This window comes from Pseudomonas sp. LBUM1663 (assembly GCF_059695905.1).
In genome coordinates this window covers 3,621,066-3,639,369 of the sequence record NZ_CP166792.1, presented here as the reverse complement: position 1 = coordinate 3,639,369, position 18,304 = coordinate 3,621,066, and the positions used below count along the sequence as shown (strand labels likewise).

The window sequence follows — 18,304 nt, the reverse complement described above, 5'->3', positions numbered from 1 at the left end:
AACCGAGGAACTGTCATTCACTGGAAAACTTCCAAGTGAAAACGTCCCTGGGAGTTTGGCGATGAATGATGATCAAAAGAAGCAAGCTCTGGCGGCCTGGCACAAGCTCCTGAACGAGCCCGAAATTCGCATGGATGCTGAAGAACAGTACGACGAGTTGCTCAAGGCCGCCGACGAGATGGAACGTACCGGGCTGATCAACAGCTCGGAATGGCGCAAGTTAGTGAAGGCGGCGGGTACTTCATTTGCAAAAGCGATAGAGGGCGTGGGCGGCGGCACTTAGCTGGGCCGCACACTGGCATTTAAGGCAACTCCTCCCAACTAACCTGGATCAAGCCATTTTCCTGTGCGTGGCTTCGCTGCGCATCAAAGTCTTGTTGATCGTGATTGTCCCCATACGAAAGCCCGATCCCTGAATGCAGGCAGGCGTAGTACCACGCGTCTGCTTCAGACATGTGGGAGTCGGGTTGAACAAAAATATGCCGGGTCTTATTGAAGCCATACGTGATTTGAAAATATCGAGGGCGGGTCATCCGAATCTCCAGGTGCTGCCAATACGACATTGATGGCGTAGTGCCAGTTCCTTCTGTTTTCGGACTTTTGTCTGCTTCAATAAATAAGCGCTTTTCTGCCTTTATTCAGCCTTGCACGCGCTCAGGGCACGTTGACGCGGGGACGCTCAGCTAGCATGCATTGAAGGCATTCGTTGTTGAGCTGCAAACATTCTTCCTCGGCTTCTTTCCGAGTCGGGTAGGTTGTGGGCAGCCTGCGCTTTTCTTCGTTGTCATAGAGGTTGAACCCAATGGGGGCGGTTTTGCAGTAGAAGCGCGTTCCGTTGCGCGTTGAGCCCGTTTCCGTGGGAATTGCGGGAACCACAACGAATCTTGGAATCATCCTCGCGTACTCCTTCTGAATTCACCTTAATGGATAGCGGCTAATGGCCACTACCGCAAGGGAGAATTTGAAGTATCCGATGAACAGGCCGGTCTGCTGAACAGTTGATGGCAGGGAAGTCATCAGAAGCTGGAGCGGCGGCGATCAACGCCAGAAGGGTTGCCGGTGTTTATCAGCCTTCGCTCTGCCAGGATGTTATGCAGTGCCTGGCGGGCGTCAGCGTCCAGCTGGTGCTCTCGTTCCTTGAGTTCAAGGAGGATGGGGCTGGACCAGGTGCGATAGGTTTTCTCGGCTTTGTGAATAGACGTCATTTATCCTCCTTGATCACGCGCCCGCTGGGTAACAGGGCCAATTCGATTCGGTAGAAACCCTAGTCGAGGAAACGGCTTTGCGCCAGTGAATTGCACTGCAATGGTGCGTTTATTGAAGCATGACAGGTCAAGTGGGTCCCTGATATCTCGATTGCCACTCACTTGATTAAGAAAAACAGAATTTTTAGATGAGGGGGTTGACCACGTATTTCAATGCTGTACTATTCGCCTCCCGCTAACGAGCATATTGATGCTTGGTCTGGCTTAAGTAGTTGATTTTATTAGTAAATTCAAAAACTTTTTAGGTTGCAATTTGAAAGTAGTGTGCTGTAGAATGCGCACCTCGGTTGAGACGAAAGATCTTAACCAACCGCTCTTTAACAACTGAATCAAGCAATTCGTGTGGGTGCTTGTGGAGTCAGACTGATAGTCAACAAGATTATCAGCATCACAAGTTACTCCGCGAGAAATCAAAGATGTAACCAACGATTGCTGAGCCAAGTTTAGGGTTTCTTAAAAACCCAAAGATGTTTGAACTGAAGAGTTTGATCATGGCTCAGATTGAACGCTGGCGGCAGGCCTAACACATGCAAGTCGAGCGGCAGCACGGGTACTTGTACCTGGTGGCGAGCGGCGGACGGGTGAGTAATGCCTAGGAATCTGCCTGGTAGTGGGGGATAACGCTCGGAAACGGACGCTAATACCGCATACGTCCTACGGGAGAAAGCAGGGGACCTTCGGGCCTTGCGCTATCAGATGAGCCTAGGTCGGATTAGCTAGTTGGTGAGGTAATGGCTCACCAAGGCGACGATCCGTAACTGGTCTGAGAGGATGATCAGTCACACTGGAACTGAGACACGGTCCAGACTCCTACGGGAGGCAGCAGTGGGGAATATTGGACAATGGGCGAAAGCCTGATCCAGCCATGCCGCGTGTGTGAAGAAGGTCTTCGGATTGTAAAGCACTTTAAGTTGGGAGGAAGGGCATTTACCTAATACGTAAGTGTTTTGACGTTACCGACAGAATAAGCACCGGCTAACTCTGTGCCAGCAGCCGCGGTAATACAGAGGGTGCAAGCGTTAATCGGAATTACTGGGCGTAAAGCGCGCGTAGGTGGTTTGTTAAGTTGGATGTGAAATCCCCGGGCTCAACCTGGGAACTGCATTCAAAACTGACAAGCTAGAGTATGGTAGAGGGTGGTGGAATTTCCTGTGTAGCGGTGAAATGCGTAGATATAGGAAGGAACACCAGTGGCGAAGGCGACCACCTGGACTGATACTGACACTGAGGTGCGAAAGCGTGGGGAGCAAACAGGATTAGATACCCTGGTAGTCCACGCCGTAAACGATGTCAACTAGCCGTTGGGAGCCTTGAGCTCTTAGTGGCGCAGCTAACGCATTAAGTTGACCGCCTGGGGAGTACGGCCGCAAGGTTAAAACTCAAATGAATTGACGGGGGCCCGCACAAGCGGTGGAGCATGTGGTTTAATTCGAAGCAACGCGAAGAACCTTACCAGGCCTTGACATCCAATGAACTTTCCAGAGATGGATTGGTGCCTTCGGGAACATTGAGACAGGTGCTGCATGGCTGTCGTCAGCTCGTGTCGTGAGATGTTGGGTTAAGTCCCGTAACGAGCGCAACCCTTGTCCTTAGTTACCAGCACGTAATGGTGGGCACTCTAAGGAGACTGCCGGTGACAAACCGGAGGAAGGTGGGGATGACGTCAAGTCATCATGGCCCTTACGGCCTGGGCTACACACGTGCTACAATGGTCGGTACAGAGGGTTGCCAAGCCGCGAGGTGGAGCTAATCCCAGAAAACCGATCGTAGTCCGGATCGCAGTCTGCAACTCGACTGCGTGAAGTCGGAATCGCTAGTAATCGCGAATCAGAATGTCGCGGTGAATACGTTCCCGGGCCTTGTACACACCGCCCGTCACACCATGGGAGTGGGTTGCACCAGAAGTAGCTAGTCTAACCTTCGGGAGGACGGTTACCACGGTGTGATTCATGACTGGGGTGAAGTCGTAACAAGGTAGCCGTAGGGGAACCTGCGGCTGGATCACCTCCTTAATCGACGACATCAGCTGCTCCATAAGTTCCCACACGAATTGCTTGATTCATTGAAGAAGACGAGAAGCCAGCCTGCACGGTGGCGGTTGTTGCTAGAGTTTAGAAATGAATATTCGGATGAATATTGATTTCTAGTCTTTGATTAGATCGTTCTTTAAAAATTTGGGTATGTGATAGAAAGATAGACTGAACGTTACTTTCACTGGTAACGGATCAGGCTAAGGTAAAATTTGTGAGTTGCTCTTAATTGAGTATTATCGAATTTTCGGCGAATGTCGTCTTCACAGTATAACCAGATTGCTTGGGGTTATATGGTCAAGTGAAGAAGCGCATACGGTGGATGCCTTGGCAGTCAGAGGCGATGAAAGACGTGGTAGCCTGCGAAAAGCTTCGGGGAGTCGGCAAACAGACTTTGATCCGGAGATGTCTGAATGGGGGAACCCAGCCATCATAAGATGGTTATCTTAAGCTGAATACATAGGCTTAAGAGGCGAACCAGGGGAACTGAAACATCTAAGTACCCTGAGGAAAAGAAATCAACCGAGATTCCCTTAGTAGTGGCGAGCGAACGGGGACTAGCCCTTAAGTGGCTTTGAGATTAGCGGAACGTTCTGGAAAGTACGGCCATAGTGGGTGATAGCCCTGTACGCGAAAATCTCTTAGTCATGAAATCGAGTAGGACGGAGCACGAGAAACTTTGTCTGAATATGGGGGGACCATCCTCCAAGGCTAAATACTACTGACTGACCGATAGTGAACTAGTACCGTGAGGGAAAGGCGAAAAGAACCCCGGAGAGGGGAGTGAAATAGATCCTGAAACCGTATGCGTACAAGCAGTGGGAGCCCACTTTGTTGGGTGACTGCGTACCTTTTGTATAATGGGTCAGCGACTTATTTTCAGTGGCGAGCTTAACCGAATAGGGGAGGCGTAGCGAAAGCGAGTCTTAATAGGGCGTCTAGTCGCTGGGAATAGACCCGAAACCGGGCGATCTATCCATGGGCAGGTTGAAGGTTGGGTAACACTAACTGGAGGACCGAACCGACTACCGTTGAAAAGTTAGCGGATGACCTGTGGATCGGAGTGAAAGGCTAATCAAGCTCGGAGATAGCTGGTTCTCCTCGAAAGCTATTTAGGTAGCGCCTCATGTATCACTGTAGGGGGTAGAGCACTGTTTCGGCTAGGGGGTCATCCCGACTTACCAAACCGATGCAAACTCCGAATACCTACAAGTGCCGAGCATGGGAGACACACGGCGGGTGCTAACGTCCGTCGTGAAAAGGGAAACAACCCAGACCGTCAGCTAAGGTCCCAAAGTTATGGTTAAGTGGGAAACGATGTGGGAAGGCTTAGACAGCTAGGAGGTTGGCTTAGAAGCAGCCACCCTTTAAAGAAAGCGTAATAGCTCACTAGTCGAGTCGGCCTGCGCGGAAGATGTAACGGGGCTCAAACCATACACCGAAGCTACGGGTATCACTTAGGTGATGCGGTAGAGGAGCGTTCTGTAAGCCTGTGAAGGTGAGTTGAGAAGCTTGCTGGAGGTATCAGAAGTGCGAATGCTGACATGAGTAACGACAATGGGTGTGAAAAACACCCACGCCGAAAGACCAAGGTTTCCTGCGCAACGTTAATCGACGCAGGGTTAGTCGGTCCCTAAGGCGAGGCTGAAAAGCGTAGTCGATGGAAAACAGGTTAATATTCCTGTACTTCTGGTTATTGCGATGGAGGGACGGAGAAGGCTAGGCCAGCTTGGCGTTGGTTGTCCAAGTTTAAGGTGGTAGGCTGGAATCTTAGGTAAATCCGGGATTCTAAGGCCGAGAGCTGATGACGAGTGTTCTTTTAGAACACGAAGTGGTTGATGCCATGCTTCCAAGAAAAGCTTCTAAGCTTCAGGTAACCAGGAACCGTACCCCAAACCGACACAGGTGGTTGGGTAGAGAATACCAAGGCGCTTGAGAGAACTCGGGTGAAGGAACTAGGCAAAATGGCACCGTAACTTCGGGAGAAGGTGCGCCGGTGAGGGTGAAGCATTTACTGCGTAAGCCCATGCCGGTCGAAGATACCAGGCCGCTGCGACTGTTTATTAAAAACACAGCACTCTGCAAACACGAAAGTGGACGTATAGGGTGTGACGCCTGCCCGGTGCCGGAAGGTTAATTGATGGGGTTAGCTAACGCGAAGCTCTTGATCGAAGCCCCGGTAAACGGCGGCCGTAACTATAACGGTCCTAAGGTAGCGAAATTCCTTGTCGGGTAAGTTCCGACCTGCACGAATGGCGTAACGATGGCGGCGCTGTCTCCACCCGAGACTCAGTGAAATTGAAATCGCTGTGAAGATGCAGTGTATCCGCGGCTAGACGGAAAGACCCCGTGAACCTTTACTATAGCTTTGCACTGGACTTTGAATTTGCTTGTGTAGGATAGGTGGGAGGCTTTGAAGCGTGGACGCCAGTTCGCGTGGAGCCAACCTTGAAATACCACCCTGGCAACTTTGAGGTTCTAACTCAGGTCCGTTATCCGGATCGAGGACAGTGTATGGTGGGTAGTTTGACTGGGGCGGTCTCCTCCTAAAGAGTAACGGAGGAGTACGAAGGTGCGCTCAGACCGGTCGGAAATCGGTCGTAGAGTATAAAGGCAAAAGCGCGCTTGACTGCGAGACAGACACGTCGAGCAGGTACGAAAGTAGGTCTTAGTGATCCGGTGGTTCTGTATGGAAGGGCCATCGCTCAACGGATAAAAGGTACTCCGGGGATAACAGGCTGATACCGCCCAAGAGTTCATATCGACGGCGGTGTTTGGCACCTCGATGTCGGCTCATCACATCCTGGGGCTGAAGCCGGTCCCAAGGGTATGGCTGTTCGCCATTTAAAGTGGTACGCGAGCTGGGTTTAGAACGTCGTGAGACAGTTCGGTCCCTATCTGCCGTGGACGTTTGAGATTTGAGAGGGGCTGCTCCTAGTACGAGAGGACCGGAGTGGACGAACCTCTGGTGTTCCGGTTGTCACGCCAGTGGCATTGCCGGGTAGCTATGTTCGGAATAGATAACCGCTGAAAGCATCTAAGCGGGAAACTAGCCTCAAGATGAGATCTCACTGGGACCTTGAGTCCCCTGAAGGGCCGTCGAAGACTACGACGTTGATAGGTTGGGTGTGTAAGCGCTGTGAGGCGTTGAGCTAACCAATACTAATTGCCCGTGAGGCTTGACCATATAACACCCAAGCAATTTGCTTGCTTCGAGCCCAAAAGCGAAAGAGCACCAGATTGCGGTGTGTGAAGACGAAATGAACCGAAAGTTCGAATTGTTCACAAACACCGAGATCTATCACATACCCATTCGCTGGAGCGTGCGCCGTAAGGCAAACGACCTGGCTACCGAATTTCTTGACGACCATAGAGCATTGGAACCACCTGATCCCATCCCGAACTCAGCAGTGAAACGATGCATCGCCGATGGTAGTGTGGGGTTTCCCCATGTGAGAGTAGGTCATCGTCAAGATTAAATTCCGAAACCCCTATCTGCGTATGCAGGTAGGGGTTTTGTTTTGTCCGCAGGAAAGTGGCGGGACAAAAAAGGATAACCCGACGGGCTATCCCAGGTTTCAGCAGCATCGTTAGTGAAACTTCGGCAGAACGTATTCTGCTATCTCTTCGATAACTTCAACTGCCGCTCGCTCACTACGGCGCAGATGTAAGCCAACATGCTGAACATCCGCGTCGAGCTGCGCTTGAAGCTCATCAATCAAGGCCAACATCAAATTTCGCCATGCTGGCTGAATGAATTAGAAGGCTAGCGCACCCGAGCCCAGGCTCTTTTCGAAGCTGTGGTGGCGTACTCGACGATTTCGTCAAAGTGTTGAACCTATGCCAAGGCTGCGCTGATGACGCTTTCCCATACCCAACTCAAGGCGTTCCACGCCGTTGCCGTCAACGGCAGTTTCACGCGCGCAGCTGAGCAGCTCTGCCTGTCTCAACCGGCGGTGTCCGATCAGGTTCGCAAGCTCGAGGATTACTCCGGGTTGATGGTGTTCTACCGCGACAAGCGTCTGGTGCGCCTGACTGAAGTGGGCGAGCGGTTGTTCGGCCTGCCCCGGCGCTTGTTTGATATCAGTGTCGATGCCCACGACATGCTGATGGATTACCGCACCCTGTCCACGGGGACCTTGAACCTCGCCGTGGATGCTCCGGTGCATGTGCTGCCCTATGTCGCACGTTTTTGCAGTCGTTATCCCGGTATCGATGTGAAGATTGAAACCGCCAATACCGATGAAGTGTTGCAGCGGTTGTTCGGTCATCAGGCCGACATTGCTCTGCTGGGACGCAATATCGAAGACGACCGACTGCTGTCGCTGCCGCTGCGTAGCGATCCGATGCTCGCGTTCGTCGCGTTTGACCATCCCTGGGCGCAACGCGAATCCATCAGCCTTGGCGATCTGCACTACACGCCGCTGGTCCTGCGCGAAAAAGGCGTAGTGACGCGCCTGTGCCCTGGAGGAAGAGATGGCAACCGCGGGCTTGCGCATCCGCAAGGCGATCGAAGTGGATGGCCGTGAAGCCGCGCGCGAAGCCGTGGCGATAGGTATGGGCGTAGGTGTTGTCTAGGCGACCGAGCTTGGCTTCAACTCGCGGCTTCGCGGGCTGCCAATCGTCGATAGTCAGCGATGCTTCACCGAGACACTGGTTTGCCTGCGCGCACAGAGTTCGCGGCGCATCCTGACGACCTTTTTTGACATGGTTCGAGAGAGGTTGGCTGAATGAGGTTTGGGCTGAAGTATGGCTGTAGGTTTTTGTCAAAAGCCAGAAACGAAAAAGCCCTGAATAATCAGGGCTCTATCGGTACAAATATGGCGGAGGCGATGGGGTTCGAACTCATGGACCTGTTACAGTCGACGGTTTTCAAGTCCAAAGATTAACCCTTATATTTCAATGCCTTAAGTTGTAATCGTTTCCGCTAGGCAGTATTCATTAACGCTCTGGAGGCCTCTGAAATCAAGGGGTGGCAGCTTACTTGCGGAAACGAATTTGGCCGGTTATTTGGAGTTCTGGGTGGGCTCATGATCGCCCTACATTTCACAGCTGCAATCGAGAGACTGCGCTTGATGGAAAGCGACTTTCATCTGAAGTGGGATTTTTGCAGCCAACCTGGTCAGTCGTGAAAGGCAGGAAACCCATAGCGGACGCTCAAGAGTGGAGCCGAATGGCTGTGAAGACGCCACAGTTACCTGAAATGTATCCATTACAATTTTTTGAATGTATTGGTCGGTTGATTTTACGATGGGCCTCAAGACTTTTCTGGCGCGAGAGCACCATGCACATTGCGATCCTTACCTTCGAAGGGTTCAACGAACTCGATTCGCTCATTTCGTTCGGCATCCTCAACCGGGTTCAAAAGCCTGGTTGGCGAGTGTCTATCGCCAGCCCCACAGATAAGGTGCTATCGATGAACGGCCTGAAAATCGAGGCGCAGGCGTCGTTGGAGGAAGCCTGCGGCGCGGATGCAGTGCTGGTGGGTAGTGGGAGATTGACTCGGGACGTCGTCGCGGACGAGGCACTGATGTCTCGACTGAAACTCGACCCAGCTCGCCAACTCTTGGGCGCCCAGTGCTCGGGCACGCTCATACTTGCAACGCTCGGCCTGCTAGACGACGTTCCGGCGTGTACGGATCTGATCACCAAACCATGGGTTGAAGAGGCCGGCGTGGCGGTGCTCAATCAGCCGTTTGTGGCCAAGGACAATGTCGCAACCGCTGGCGGCGGCTTATCGTCGCAGTATCTGGCCGCTTGGCTCATCTCCCGCCTAGCTGGTGCAGAGGCTGCACGTAGTGCTCTTCACTACGTTGCTCCGGTGTGGGGAGGGACGTTTACATAACGCGTGCAATGGCGAATATTTCGCCGTTTCTTTAAGTCGAGCAGTGGCTGCTAATGGTTCTTAGAGCGGTGATGGTTAATGCTCAGTTTTGTCGGGTAATCAGGCCGCGTATGCAGACTGGCCTCATGGTCGACCTCTTACGAGATGCTCAATTAACTTCCGGCGCTCCATCATCCTGGCCAAATACATGAGAGGCAGCCTCTATCCGCTCTTCGAGTTGGGCAATGTAGGTTTTAGCGTCCTCTAGGCTGGGGAACGAAACTGCCGTTTCGCCTAGCCAAACTTTGAAACCGCTTCCTTGCTCATTTGTTTCAATCGCGATTTTCATCTGCAAACCCTTTGCTGTTGAGGTGGCGGAGGGTAGCGCATTTTTTAGATGATTCAAAATGTATCAGAGGCTCTATGTCGGGGCTTTTGAGGCGAATTGATGTCATTCTTTAGCCTTCGCTAGGTCTTTCTCTAGGTGATCAAGGAGTGACGCCAATTTTAGCTCGGCATCAGCCAGCGCCTGCTCTGACGCGACTTCCCAGTACGGTGCGATTTCCAGCAAATCAGGTTCCGCCTCGGCCCGCAGGCACCATTGATGATGATCGTGCCATGAGCCGAGCGACGCTTGTACCGACTTCAATTGATCCCTGGATTTTGCCTTGAGCGCTGACAGCGTTGGAAACGCCTCGGAGAGGTATCTCGCGTTTTTCACGATGATCCTCAGCTCGTGCCGATCAAAATGTTTGTCCCGAAGTCCGGCGATCAGTTGAGTGATTCTTTTCTTCAGGGCTTTCTCTATCTGTCTTTTGATATCAACCAGTTCGCCGGCTCGCTCGGCTGCCCTGAATATCTCTGGCCATCGATCCAGTTCGGCAATTAGTTTGTCGAGCACTGAGCTGGCAGCGATCTTCCGATACTGCTCTGTCAGGGTTGCGCTTCGGCTGATTGCTTGGCGCGGGTGCCCCATTTTCCGAAGCTCATCAACGATGACCTCCAGATCCCTCGTGGGAGTCGTCGCTCTGCCAACCTCAGCGGCGGCCTGATTCAATTCGATAATCTCCGGCATCTTGCGCAGCGGTCGCAAAAGGCTTCGTATTTTCCGTACTGCAATCCTCAGATCATGCAGCGCTTCGCTGTCACTGTTGGCTTGCAGCCGAGCGCGCGAGTGATAGAGGGAGACCTCCAGGGAAATGATCTGAGCCACAAAATCGTCGACAAAAGACATCATCGTCCTCGCTTGTGAGTGTGTTCGCAGAGCGTAGCAGAGCTATTGTTCGTTACAGCCATTGCGCACGGGCACTGCAATATAAAATTCATCAAGTTGCCGCTGTGGATTCGCGGGAAGTCGATAAACTGAAATCTTTTGTCGCAGGAATGGTGTTGATGCGTCGTGTTGTTTTCAATCAAAAAGGTGGGGTAGGCAAGTCGAGTATCGTGTGCAACCTGGCTGCTGCAAGCGCAATGGAAGGCTACCGGACGCTCGTTGTCGACCTGGACGCCCAGGCCAACTCCACTTATTACCTCACCGGCCTGACCGGGGACGACATCCCGGTGGGTATTGCGGACTTTTTCAAGCAAACCTTGTCTACGGGGCCGGCAGCCAAAAAAAGCCGCGCTCATATCGTTGAGACACCCTACGACAATCTTCACCTCATCACTGCCAGCGGCGAGCTTGCGGATTTGCAGCCCAAGCTGGAAGCGAAATTCAAGATAAACAAGCTGCGTCGGCTGTTGGACGACATTTCCCAGGATTACGACCGGGTTTATATCGATACGCCGCCGGCGATTAACTTCTATACGTTCAGTGCACTCATCGCCGCGGATGCGGTTTTGATTCCATTTGATTGCGATACCTTCGCTCGTCAGGCGTTGTACCAGGTGCTGGCACAGGTGGCAGAACTTCAGGGGGACCATAATGAGTCATTGGTCGTTGAAGGGATTGTCATCAATCACTATGTCAGCACCACTGGCTTTCATCGCAATCTGGTTGAAGAACTCATCAACGAAGGGCTGCCGATTCTCCCGGTGTATCTCGGCAGTTCAGTGAAGATGCGTGAATCTCATGAGCAGTGCCGACCTTTGATTCATCTCGACCCGCATCACAAGCTGACAGGCCAGTTCGTTGAACTCTTGCATGTGCTGGAGTCGGCAAACTGAGCGAGCTGAAAGATCTGGAAATAATGCATTCCATCGACTTGAAGGTGAGCGATCAAAACGCTGCTTAACTGAACAGAGCGTTTTCACGGATCACTGTTCGAGCGAGGAGAAAGAAATGGCTGACAAAATTCGGGTGCTGTTTGTCTGCGCTAAAAACGATGTCCGTTCCTTGCTGGCCGAAGCGCTGCTTCGCCACACTGATTCTTCACACTTTGAAGCTTTCAGTGCTGGCCTCGAACCCGGCGAGGTTGATCCTCGCACCCTGGAATCTCTCGAACACATAGGCATAGAGAGCAATGGCTTGCGTAGCAAATCGATCGATGAATTTGAAGGACAGCAGTTCCACTACGTCATCACACTGTGTGATAAGTCTTCCGAAGAAGCCTCACGAATGCCGTCTTCCGATGAAGCGATCATGTGGAGTTTTGAAGACCCGACGACCAGTGAGAAACATGACCCTTTGCGTCATGCACTCCAGGAGATTCACGACCGCATCAAAATGTTCGTCACAGTAAAGACAAGGTCGTGATGTTTCGAAATTCAGGAGGAAAAAGCTTCTGAGCGTTGTTGCGCAGGCTCCGTGTTTCTGTGCCGTTGCTGCCAAGCTAACTGTGCCTGGACTTCAGCTGCTGCATTTAAAACGCTCTGCGCCCAATTCTCATCATCCGGACGCACGACCACGACGCGAAAACCGTGATCATAGCCTTCAATTTGCACGCCCTCGGAATCATCGACATGCAAGTCGATATCGAATGCGGGTGGAAACTTCGAAGGGGAGTTCGAAAGCCCATGCGCTGTCAGGGCATGGTTATGCCGAACACTGTTGACCACACCGTCAACGTGGATACCGTGCAGCAATAACCAGCGCCGGATGTAAGATGGTGTCCGACCGGACGACGTGTAGACCCAGATGCTGCATCCCTGTCGGCGTAACTCTCGGGTCAAGTCGCGTGTTCCCCTACGCAATGGCTCGCCCAGCCAACGATGAACAAAAGCCGGCAGCCTGCTGTGCTCGACAGCGCAGTGATGGGCCTGACAGGCCAACGTGTCATCGATATCAAACGAAATACGGATGCGCTGTCGGCTGAACGCGTCCATCGGAATGGAACGCTTGATTGCTTGCCACGCTCGACCGCTGGAAACCCGGCATCTGTCGAGCATCGGATACCTGCTCATCATTCGCCCCCCAGATAGATGGGCACTGGTTTGTCGCTCACAAAAAATTCCTTTGGATCAGGCGCTTGTTCTTCCAGGAAGGCTGCATATTTTTTCTTGATCTTGGGCAATTCGTACAAGGCCTTGACGCCATGTTTGGCGGAGTTGCGGATGACGGATGACGGGTTGAAGTAACCCTCGGCGTTGTCCAGCGTCAGTACGAACGGCGGCAGCCCTGCACGCATGAGCAAGTAACTGACGATCAGCGACCCAGTGCGGTTATTGCCTTCAATGAACAATTGCGGCTTGCTGAGGATCCGTACATAGACACCGGCCGCACGTTTCCAGACAGATTCGCTGCGATACGCACAGTACCAGTTGTACAAGTCCTTTATCCCGCCTTCAACGTTGTTGAAGAAGTGTTCTTCGGTAGCCGCGAGGTGCTGAGCGTACTCCAGACGACGTGCCGGGTCTCGGCCGCAGAGAACGGTGGCATTGATCTCCAGCATCAGGTTCAGTTGCTGAAGATCGAACAGATCGACACCACGGGCGACATAGTCGTCAATCAGCGCATAGCCATCAACCACATTACGCAGCACTTCGTCAGTCAAGGGATCACGCGGCTCGGTGAAGTGCCTGCTGAGCTCGGCAAAGCGCCCCTGCACCTTACGGAGTGCACGCTCGATTGCTGGCAAATCAAGACGACGCTTTGCGGACATTGGCAATCCTGATTAGAAGTGTGAGAGGTAAAAAGACCGAAGGCATGCCAATGTCGTTTGCCATTGGCTGCTTTCGGTCTTGACTGGACGTTTGTCGATTAGCTGAATTTGCCGCTGATGTAATCGCTCGTCATTTGCTCGCGGGGATTGTCGAATATCTGGGCCGTGGGGCCCATCTCAACCAGATAGCCGGTACGCGTACCCTGGGAAATATCCACCGAGAAAAATGCCGTGGTGTCAGCGACACGGATCGCCTGCTGCATGTTGTGAGTCACCAGCGCGATGGTGTAATCCTTCTTCAACTCGACCATCAACTCCTCGACACGGCGGGTGGCGATCGGGTCAAGTGCGGAGCACGGCTCATCCAGCAACAGGACTTCCGGCTCGGTCGCGATGGCGCGGGCGATACACAGCCGTTGCTGTTGGCCGCCCGAAAGGGACAGGCCGCTGACCTTGAGCTTGTCTTTTACTTCATCCCACAACGCCGCGCCCTCCAGGGCGTGCTTGACGCGATCACCCAGGTCGCCCTGGTAGCGATTGAGGCGTAGGCCAAAAGCGACGTTATCGAAGATGCTCATCGAGAACGGGTTTGGTTGTTGAAACACCATCCCGATATAGCGGCGCACGACCACGGGATCAACGCCCTTGCCATAAACGTCTTGCCCGAGGAAATGCACATGACCCTCGAAGCGAAAGCCTTTGACCAGGTCATTCATCCGGTTGAGGCTGCGCAGTACGGTACTCTTGCCGCAGCCCGAAGGACCGATGAATCCGGTGATCTTGTTTTTTTCGATCGGCACATGGCTGTCACGCACCGCCATGAAATTGCCGTAGAAAATCTTGTCCAGCTTGCAGTCCATGACCACAGGGACCTGTGTCTCGAGCGGGGCAACTTTTTGCGCAGATAATACATTCACACTATGTGCTCCCATTCTTAAAACTTTGGCTTGCCGAAGATTCGGCTGACGATATTCACGATCAGCACGATCATCACCAACACCAGCGAGGCCGCCCATGCGAGCTCAAGCTGATTGTCGAACGGCATGCCGGAGAAGTTGTAGATCAGTACGGCGAGCGATGCGGTCGGATTCATCACCGCCAGGCTGCCGTCGTGGTAGATCCAGTAGTTGCTGAACAGGGCGGTAAACAACAGCGGCGCGGTTTCGCCGGCTGCACGGGCCACCGCCAGCATCACGCCGGTCAGGATCGCTGGCAGGCCGGTAGGCAGTACGATTTTCCAGATCACCTGCGATCGGGTGCAGCCCATGCCGTAGGCGGCATCCTTCATGATCTTGGGCACCATCCGCATCGACTCTTCAGCGGTGAGCACGACGATAGGCAGCATCAGTACGGCCAGTGCCACGCCGCCCGCCGGTGCCGAGTAGGTACCCGTGGTCATCACCACCAAGGCGTACGCAAAAACCCCGGCCAAAATCGAAGGCAACCCGGTGAGCATCTTGGCGGCAAAGCGCGCGGCATTGGCCAGCTTGCTCTCCGGCCCCAATTCAGCCAGGAAGATGGCCGCCATGATGCCGACCGGAACCGCGATAGCGGCGGCGATACCGACCATGACGAAGGTGCCTGCCATCGCGTTGCCGAAGCCGCCGCCCGTCTCGAAACCGGTCGGCGGCAGTTCGGTGAATACCTCCAGGCTGAGACGGGCACCACCGCGCGTGATCAGCATGTAGAGCACGGAAATCAGGGGCACGCTGGCCAGCAGGGCGCCAGCCCAGACCAGCGTCGTCAACACCAGGCTGCGCAGGGCGCGGCCTTCAAACTTGCGCTGCAGACTGGGCAACGCGGCCGCAGGGGAAGTGAGGTCAGTCATCATTTAGTACCACGCTGGGCATAGACCATGATCATGGAGCCGATGACGTTCACGATCAGGGTGATCAGCATCAGGACCAGTGCCGCATACATCAACACCTCGATCTCGGTCGGTCCCGCCTCGGGGAAGTTCAGCGCCAACAAGGCCGCGAGCGTGTTGGCGGGTGCAAACAGAGAAAGGGAAATGTTGTTCGAGTTGCCTACCAACATGGCCAGGGCCATCGTTTCACCCAAGGCCCGGCCCAGACCCAGCACCAGCGAGCCGAAAATGCCGGTGGCAGCGGAGGGCACCATGACCTTGAGAATCGCTTCCCAATGGGTGGTTCCCATGCCATAGGCCGCCTGCTTGGTTTTCATCGGAACGCCGGTGAGGGCATCCTGCGAAACGGCGGCAATAGTCGGCAGAATCATGATGGCAAGCACCAGCGCGGCAGGTAACAGCCCCGGTCCGCTCAAGGTCGTGCCGAAAAAGGGGATCCAGCCAAGTTCACTGTTCAGCCAATCCGTGAGGGGACGAATGGCCGGGATCACTACGTAGATGCCCCACAGTCCATAAACGACGCTGGGAATGGCGGCGAGCAATTCGACAATGGTGCGAAAAACGGCCGCCAGTTTCGCGGGCAGGAAATCCTGGGTCAGGAAAATCGCCATGCTGACGCCGAAAAAGCCTGCGATCATCAAGGCGATGAAGGCGCTGTAGAGCGTGCCCCAAATGGCCGGCAGAATGCCGTACTTGCCCTGGTTCACGTCCCACACGGTCCCCAAAAGGACGTCAAAACCGTGTTTCTCCATGCCTGGAAGTGCCTTGCGTCCCACCTCGAACACCAAGGCAAAGACCAGCGCCAGAACGAGAACCACACCGATGCGCGCCAGTGCGCGGAAGGTGCGATCAACCAGAAAATCCTTTGCAGACGGTGGACGGCAGGCGGAATCCGGATTGACCGGTACGACAAATGGCTTGTTCATGGGCTATTCCGGCGTAGGGGAGAACGCTCTCGGCGAGGCTGGAAGCACACGCCGAGAGGTCTCGCGAGCGTCACTGGATGTTGGCGGAAGCTTTGCGAACCTGATCGACGACCGATTGCGGCAGGGGGATGTAGCCCATCGAATCGGCGATTTTCTGACCTTCAGTCAGGCTGTACTCGACCATTTCACGCATGGCTTTGGCCTTGGCCGGGCTTTCGTTCTGCTTGCGGAAGATCATCCAGGTGTAGGAAGTGATCGGGTAGGACTTGGCGCCATCCGGATCAGGCAGCCAGGCCACCAGGCTTTCAGGCATCTTCACCGCAGCCAGAGCTTCGGCACCGCTCTCGGCATTCGGCACAACGTAGTGACCGGCCTTGTTCTGCAATTGGGCAAAGTCGACCTTGGCCAGCTTGGCGAAGCCGTACTCGATGTAGCCAATGGCGCCCGGGGTCTGACGTACGGTAGCGGTCACGCCATCGTTTTTAGGCGATTTGATGAATTTGTCGCTGGCTGGCCAGTTGACGGTGTTGCCTTCACCCAACTCCTGCTTGAACGCCGGGTTGATTGCCGCCAAGTGCTTGGTGAATACCGCGGTGGTGCCGCTGGAATCTGCACGCACGACAACGGTGATCGGTGTAGCAGGTAGTTTCAGCTCCGGGTTGGCCGCGACGATCTGCGGGTCGTTCCATTGGGTGATCTTGCCCAGGAAGATGTTGGAGTAAACATCGCGTGGCAATTTCAGCCCTTTAGGACTGCCTGGCAGGTTATAGGCCAGGACGATTTCACCCGCTGTCATCGGCAGCAACTGCGCGCCTTCGGCAACCTTGGCGATGTCCTCGTCTTTCATCGCCGAGTCGCTGGCGGCGAAATCGACCGTTTTGTTCAAAAAGTCCTGCACACCTGCACCGCTGCCCTTGGATTGATAATCCACGGTGACGCCAGCGGTTTTCTTGCTGAAATCCTTGAACCAAGTGAGGTAAATCGGAGCCGGAAAACTGGCGCCGGAACCTGTCAGTCGAACGCTTTCAGCAGCGAAAGACACTGAGGTTGCACAAAGAGAAACCGTAATGGCGAGCGCAACAGACTTCATCAAATTTTTCATCGAAGGAACTCCTTGTGATAGCGGGCTCCGAAACTCTGCAACAATCTTGTTACGCCTTTATGAAAGTCCGATGGCACAAGATCCCGCTGATTGACTTGTCTGCCAGCTCGATATCGCCTTGCACCCGTAGCCGCCCTTGATACGGGCCTGCTTTGAAGCAAAAGTTTTTGTAATTACTTCGTAACCAAGTACGACTAACACTGAGTCAGGCCCTTCCCGACGCGAGTTGCTCCTATGCTATCAACCGAAGACACACTGATACAGCGCATCCGCCGTGAGCTGCTTGATCACAGTGACGAAGAGCTGGAACTGGAATTATCCGAAGACGGCACTGACCTGAATGCTCTGTTCGATGAGCAGGTAGAGGAAGGAAGTGAGAAGGAAGCTCGAAGAGTTTATTTCAGCGAACTATTCCGCCTGCAAGGCGAATTGGTGAAGCTGCAAAGCTGGGTGGTAAAGACGGGCCACAAAGTAGTCATTCTGTTCGAAGGTCGTGATGCCGCGGGCAAAGGTGGTGTCATCAAACGCATTACCCAACGGCTCAATCCTCGCGTGTGTCGGGTTGCCGCGTTGCCTGCACCCAATGACCGCGAACGTACTCAGTGGTACTTTCAGCGCTACGTCTCACACCTGCCAGCAGCGGGTGAGATCGTGCTCTTCGACCGTAGTTGGTACAATCGCGCAGGCGTCGAACAGGTGATGGGTTTTTGCAACGCCGATCAGTACGAAGAGTTCTTCCGCACCGTGCCAGAGTTCGAAAGAATGCTTGCACGCTCCGGCATTCAGCTAATCAAGTATTGGTTCTCCATTTCCGACCAGGAACAGCACCTGCGCTTTCTCAGTCGCATTCACGACCCGCTCAAGCAGTGGAAACTCAGCCCCATGGATCTGGAGTCCCGTCGGCGCTGGGAAGCCTATACCAAGGCCAAGGAAGTGATGCTGGAACGCACCCACATCGCCGAAGCGCCATGGTGGGTGGTGCAAGCCGATGATAAGAAGAAAGCAAGACTTAACTGCATCCACCACCTGCTCGGGCAGATGCCCTATGAAGAAGTAGAGTTACCGGTGATCGAACTACCGCAACGCGTAAGACAGGAGGATTACTCCCGCAGTCCGACGCCACCGGAACTCATCGTTCCTCAAGTCTATTAAAGAGAGGCTGGAGCGAGGCGCCCTTCGATTGGAGAGCAGCATTCGAAGCCGGATAGCCTGAACGACCGCCTCGCAAGCCTTCTAATTGCGGTGAAATC

At 53.8% G+C, this 18,304-nt stretch carries 15 protein-coding genes, 3 rRNA genes and 2 pseudogenes; 9 read left to right on the top strand and 11 right to left on the bottom strand.

Features of this window, described 5'->3' with window-relative positions:
- Positions 1 to 61 precede the first annotated feature (61 nt).
- Positions 62 to 283, top strand: a complete 222-nt coding sequence (locus ACA075_RS16495) for a hypothetical protein (protein ID WP_094472010.1) — start codon at positions 62 to 64, stop codon at positions 281 to 283.
- Between the two features lie 19 nt (positions 284 to 302).
- On the opposite strand, the gene ACA075_RS16490 is transcribed toward ACA075_RS16495, so the two are convergent.
- Together ACA075_RS16490 and ACA075_RS16485 are read right to left on the bottom strand one after the other, a co-directional pair.
- Positions 303 to 533, bottom strand: coding sequence for a DUF6555 family protein (locus tag ACA075_RS16490; RefSeq protein ID WP_497293884.1), 231 nt, complete (start codon positions 531 to 533; stop codon positions 303 to 305).
- Positions 534 to 1,016: 483 nt separating this feature from the next.
- The gene (locus ACA075_RS16485) at positions 1,017 to 1,205 is read right to left on the bottom strand and encodes a hypothetical protein (protein WP_497293882.1); all 189 of its coding nucleotides are present in this window, start codon (positions 1,203 to 1,205) and stop codon (positions 1,017 to 1,019) included.
- Between the two features lie 533 nt (positions 1,206 to 1,738).
- Between ACA075_RS16485 and ACA075_RS16480 the strand changes: the two genes are divergently transcribed.
- The 3 genes from ACA075_RS16480 (at position 1,739) to rrf (ending at position 6,770) form a co-directional block, all read left to right on the top strand.
- A 16S ribosomal RNA gene (locus ACA075_RS16480) occupies positions 1,739 to 3,277 on the top strand.
- Positions 3,278 to 3,590: 313 nt separating this feature from the next.
- Positions 3,591 to 6,482: ribosomal RNA gene (locus tag ACA075_RS16475) — 23S ribosomal RNA — on the top strand.
- Positions 6,483 to 6,654: 172 nt separating this feature from the next.
- Positions 6,655 to 6,770 (top strand): 5S ribosomal RNA (gene rrf, locus ACA075_RS16470).
- Together the 16S, 23S and 5S rRNA genes form the textbook arrangement of a ribosomal RNA operon.
- Before the next feature lie 115 nt (positions 6,771 to 6,885).
- Here rrf and ACA075_RS16465 read toward each other — a convergent pair.
- A complete protein-coding gene (locus tag ACA075_RS16465; protein ID WP_497293880.1) occupies positions 6,886 to 7,026 on the bottom strand; it encodes a hypothetical protein in 141 nt (46 codons plus the stop codon).
- 126 nt (positions 7,027 to 7,152) lie between these two features.
- Here ACA075_RS16465 and ACA075_RS16460 point away from each other — a divergent pair.
- Positions 7,153 to 8,029: pseudogene (locus ACA075_RS16460) on the top strand (LysR substrate-binding domain-containing protein).
- A gap of 550 nt (positions 8,030 to 8,579) precedes the next feature.
- Positions 8,580 to 9,175: pseudogene (locus ACA075_RS16455) on the top strand (DJ-1/PfpI family protein).
- Between the two features lie 113 nt (positions 9,176 to 9,288).
- Here the strand turns inward: ACA075_RS16455 and ACA075_RS16450 are convergent.
- Together ACA075_RS16450 and ACA075_RS16445 are read right to left on the bottom strand one after the other, a co-directional pair.
- Positions 9,289 to 9,468, bottom strand: coding sequence for a hypothetical protein (locus tag ACA075_RS16450; protein WP_497293879.1), 180 nt, complete (start codon positions 9,466 to 9,468; stop codon positions 9,289 to 9,291).
- Between the two features lie 102 nt (positions 9,469 to 9,570).
- Positions 9,571 to 10,356 (bottom strand): CHAD domain-containing protein, encoded by a 786-nt coding sequence (locus ACA075_RS16445; RefSeq protein ID WP_497293878.1) that lies wholly within the window; start codon positions 10,354 to 10,356, stop codon positions 9,571 to 9,573.
- A 155-nt stretch (positions 10,357 to 10,511) separates the two neighbouring features.
- Here ACA075_RS16445 and ACA075_RS16440 point away from each other — a divergent pair, with 155 nt between their 5' ends.
- Both ACA075_RS16440 and ACA075_RS16435 read left to right on the top strand, forming a co-directional pair.
- Positions 10,512 to 11,285 (top strand): ParA family protein, encoded by a 774-nt coding sequence (locus ACA075_RS16440; protein ID WP_497293876.1) that lies wholly within the window; start codon positions 10,512 to 10,514, stop codon positions 11,283 to 11,285.
- A 115-nt stretch (positions 11,286 to 11,400) separates the two neighbouring features.
- Complete coding sequence (locus tag ACA075_RS16435) at positions 11,401 to 11,814, top strand: arsenate reductase ArsC (protein ID WP_497293874.1); 414 nt, start codon at positions 11,401 to 11,403, stop codon at positions 11,812 to 11,814.
- Positions 11,815 to 11,825: 11 nt separating this feature from the next.
- On the opposite strand, the gene ACA075_RS16430 is transcribed toward ACA075_RS16435, so the two are convergent.
- The 6 genes from ACA075_RS16430 to pstS form a co-directional block, all read right to left on the bottom strand.
- Entirely contained in the window at positions 11,826 to 12,461 is a 636-nt protein-coding gene (locus ACA075_RS16430; protein WP_497299278.1) for a hypothetical protein, read from the bottom strand.
- Complete coding sequence (locus ACA075_RS16425) at positions 12,461 to 13,159, bottom strand: hypothetical protein (RefSeq protein WP_172791246.1); 699 nt, start codon at positions 13,157 to 13,159, stop codon at positions 12,461 to 12,463. The genes ACA075_RS16430 and ACA075_RS16425 overlap by 1 nt, the downstream gene beginning before the upstream one ends.
- 98 nt (positions 13,160 to 13,257) lie before the next feature.
- A complete protein-coding gene (gene pstB, locus ACA075_RS16420) occupies positions 13,258 to 14,091 on the bottom strand; it encodes a phosphate ABC transporter ATP-binding protein PstB (RefSeq protein WP_372242820.1) in 834 nt (277 codons plus the stop codon).
- 2 nt (positions 14,092 to 14,093) lie between these two features.
- A complete protein-coding gene (gene pstA / locus ACA075_RS16415) occupies positions 14,094 to 14,987 on the bottom strand; it encodes a phosphate ABC transporter permease PstA (RefSeq protein ID WP_497299277.1) in 894 nt (297 codons plus the stop codon).
- Positions 14,987 to 15,952 (bottom strand): phosphate ABC transporter permease subunit PstC, encoded by a 966-nt coding sequence (gene pstC, locus ACA075_RS16410; protein WP_090454569.1) that lies wholly within the window; start codon positions 15,950 to 15,952, stop codon positions 14,987 to 14,989. The genes pstA and pstC overlap by 1 nt, the downstream gene beginning before the upstream one ends.
- A 70-nt stretch (positions 15,953 to 16,022) precedes the next feature.
- Positions 16,023 to 17,054 (bottom strand): phosphate ABC transporter substrate-binding protein PstS, encoded by a 1,032-nt coding sequence (gene pstS / locus ACA075_RS16405; protein WP_090454571.1) that lies wholly within the window; start codon positions 17,052 to 17,054, stop codon positions 16,023 to 16,025.
- 234 nt (positions 17,055 to 17,288) lie between these two features.
- Between pstS and ppk2 the strand changes: the two genes are divergently transcribed.
- Entirely contained in the window at positions 17,289 to 18,206 is a 918-nt protein-coding gene (ppk2, locus tag ACA075_RS16400) for a polyphosphate kinase 2 (RefSeq protein ID WP_090454573.1), read from the top strand.
- Positions 18,207 to 18,304: the final 98 nt, after the last annotated feature.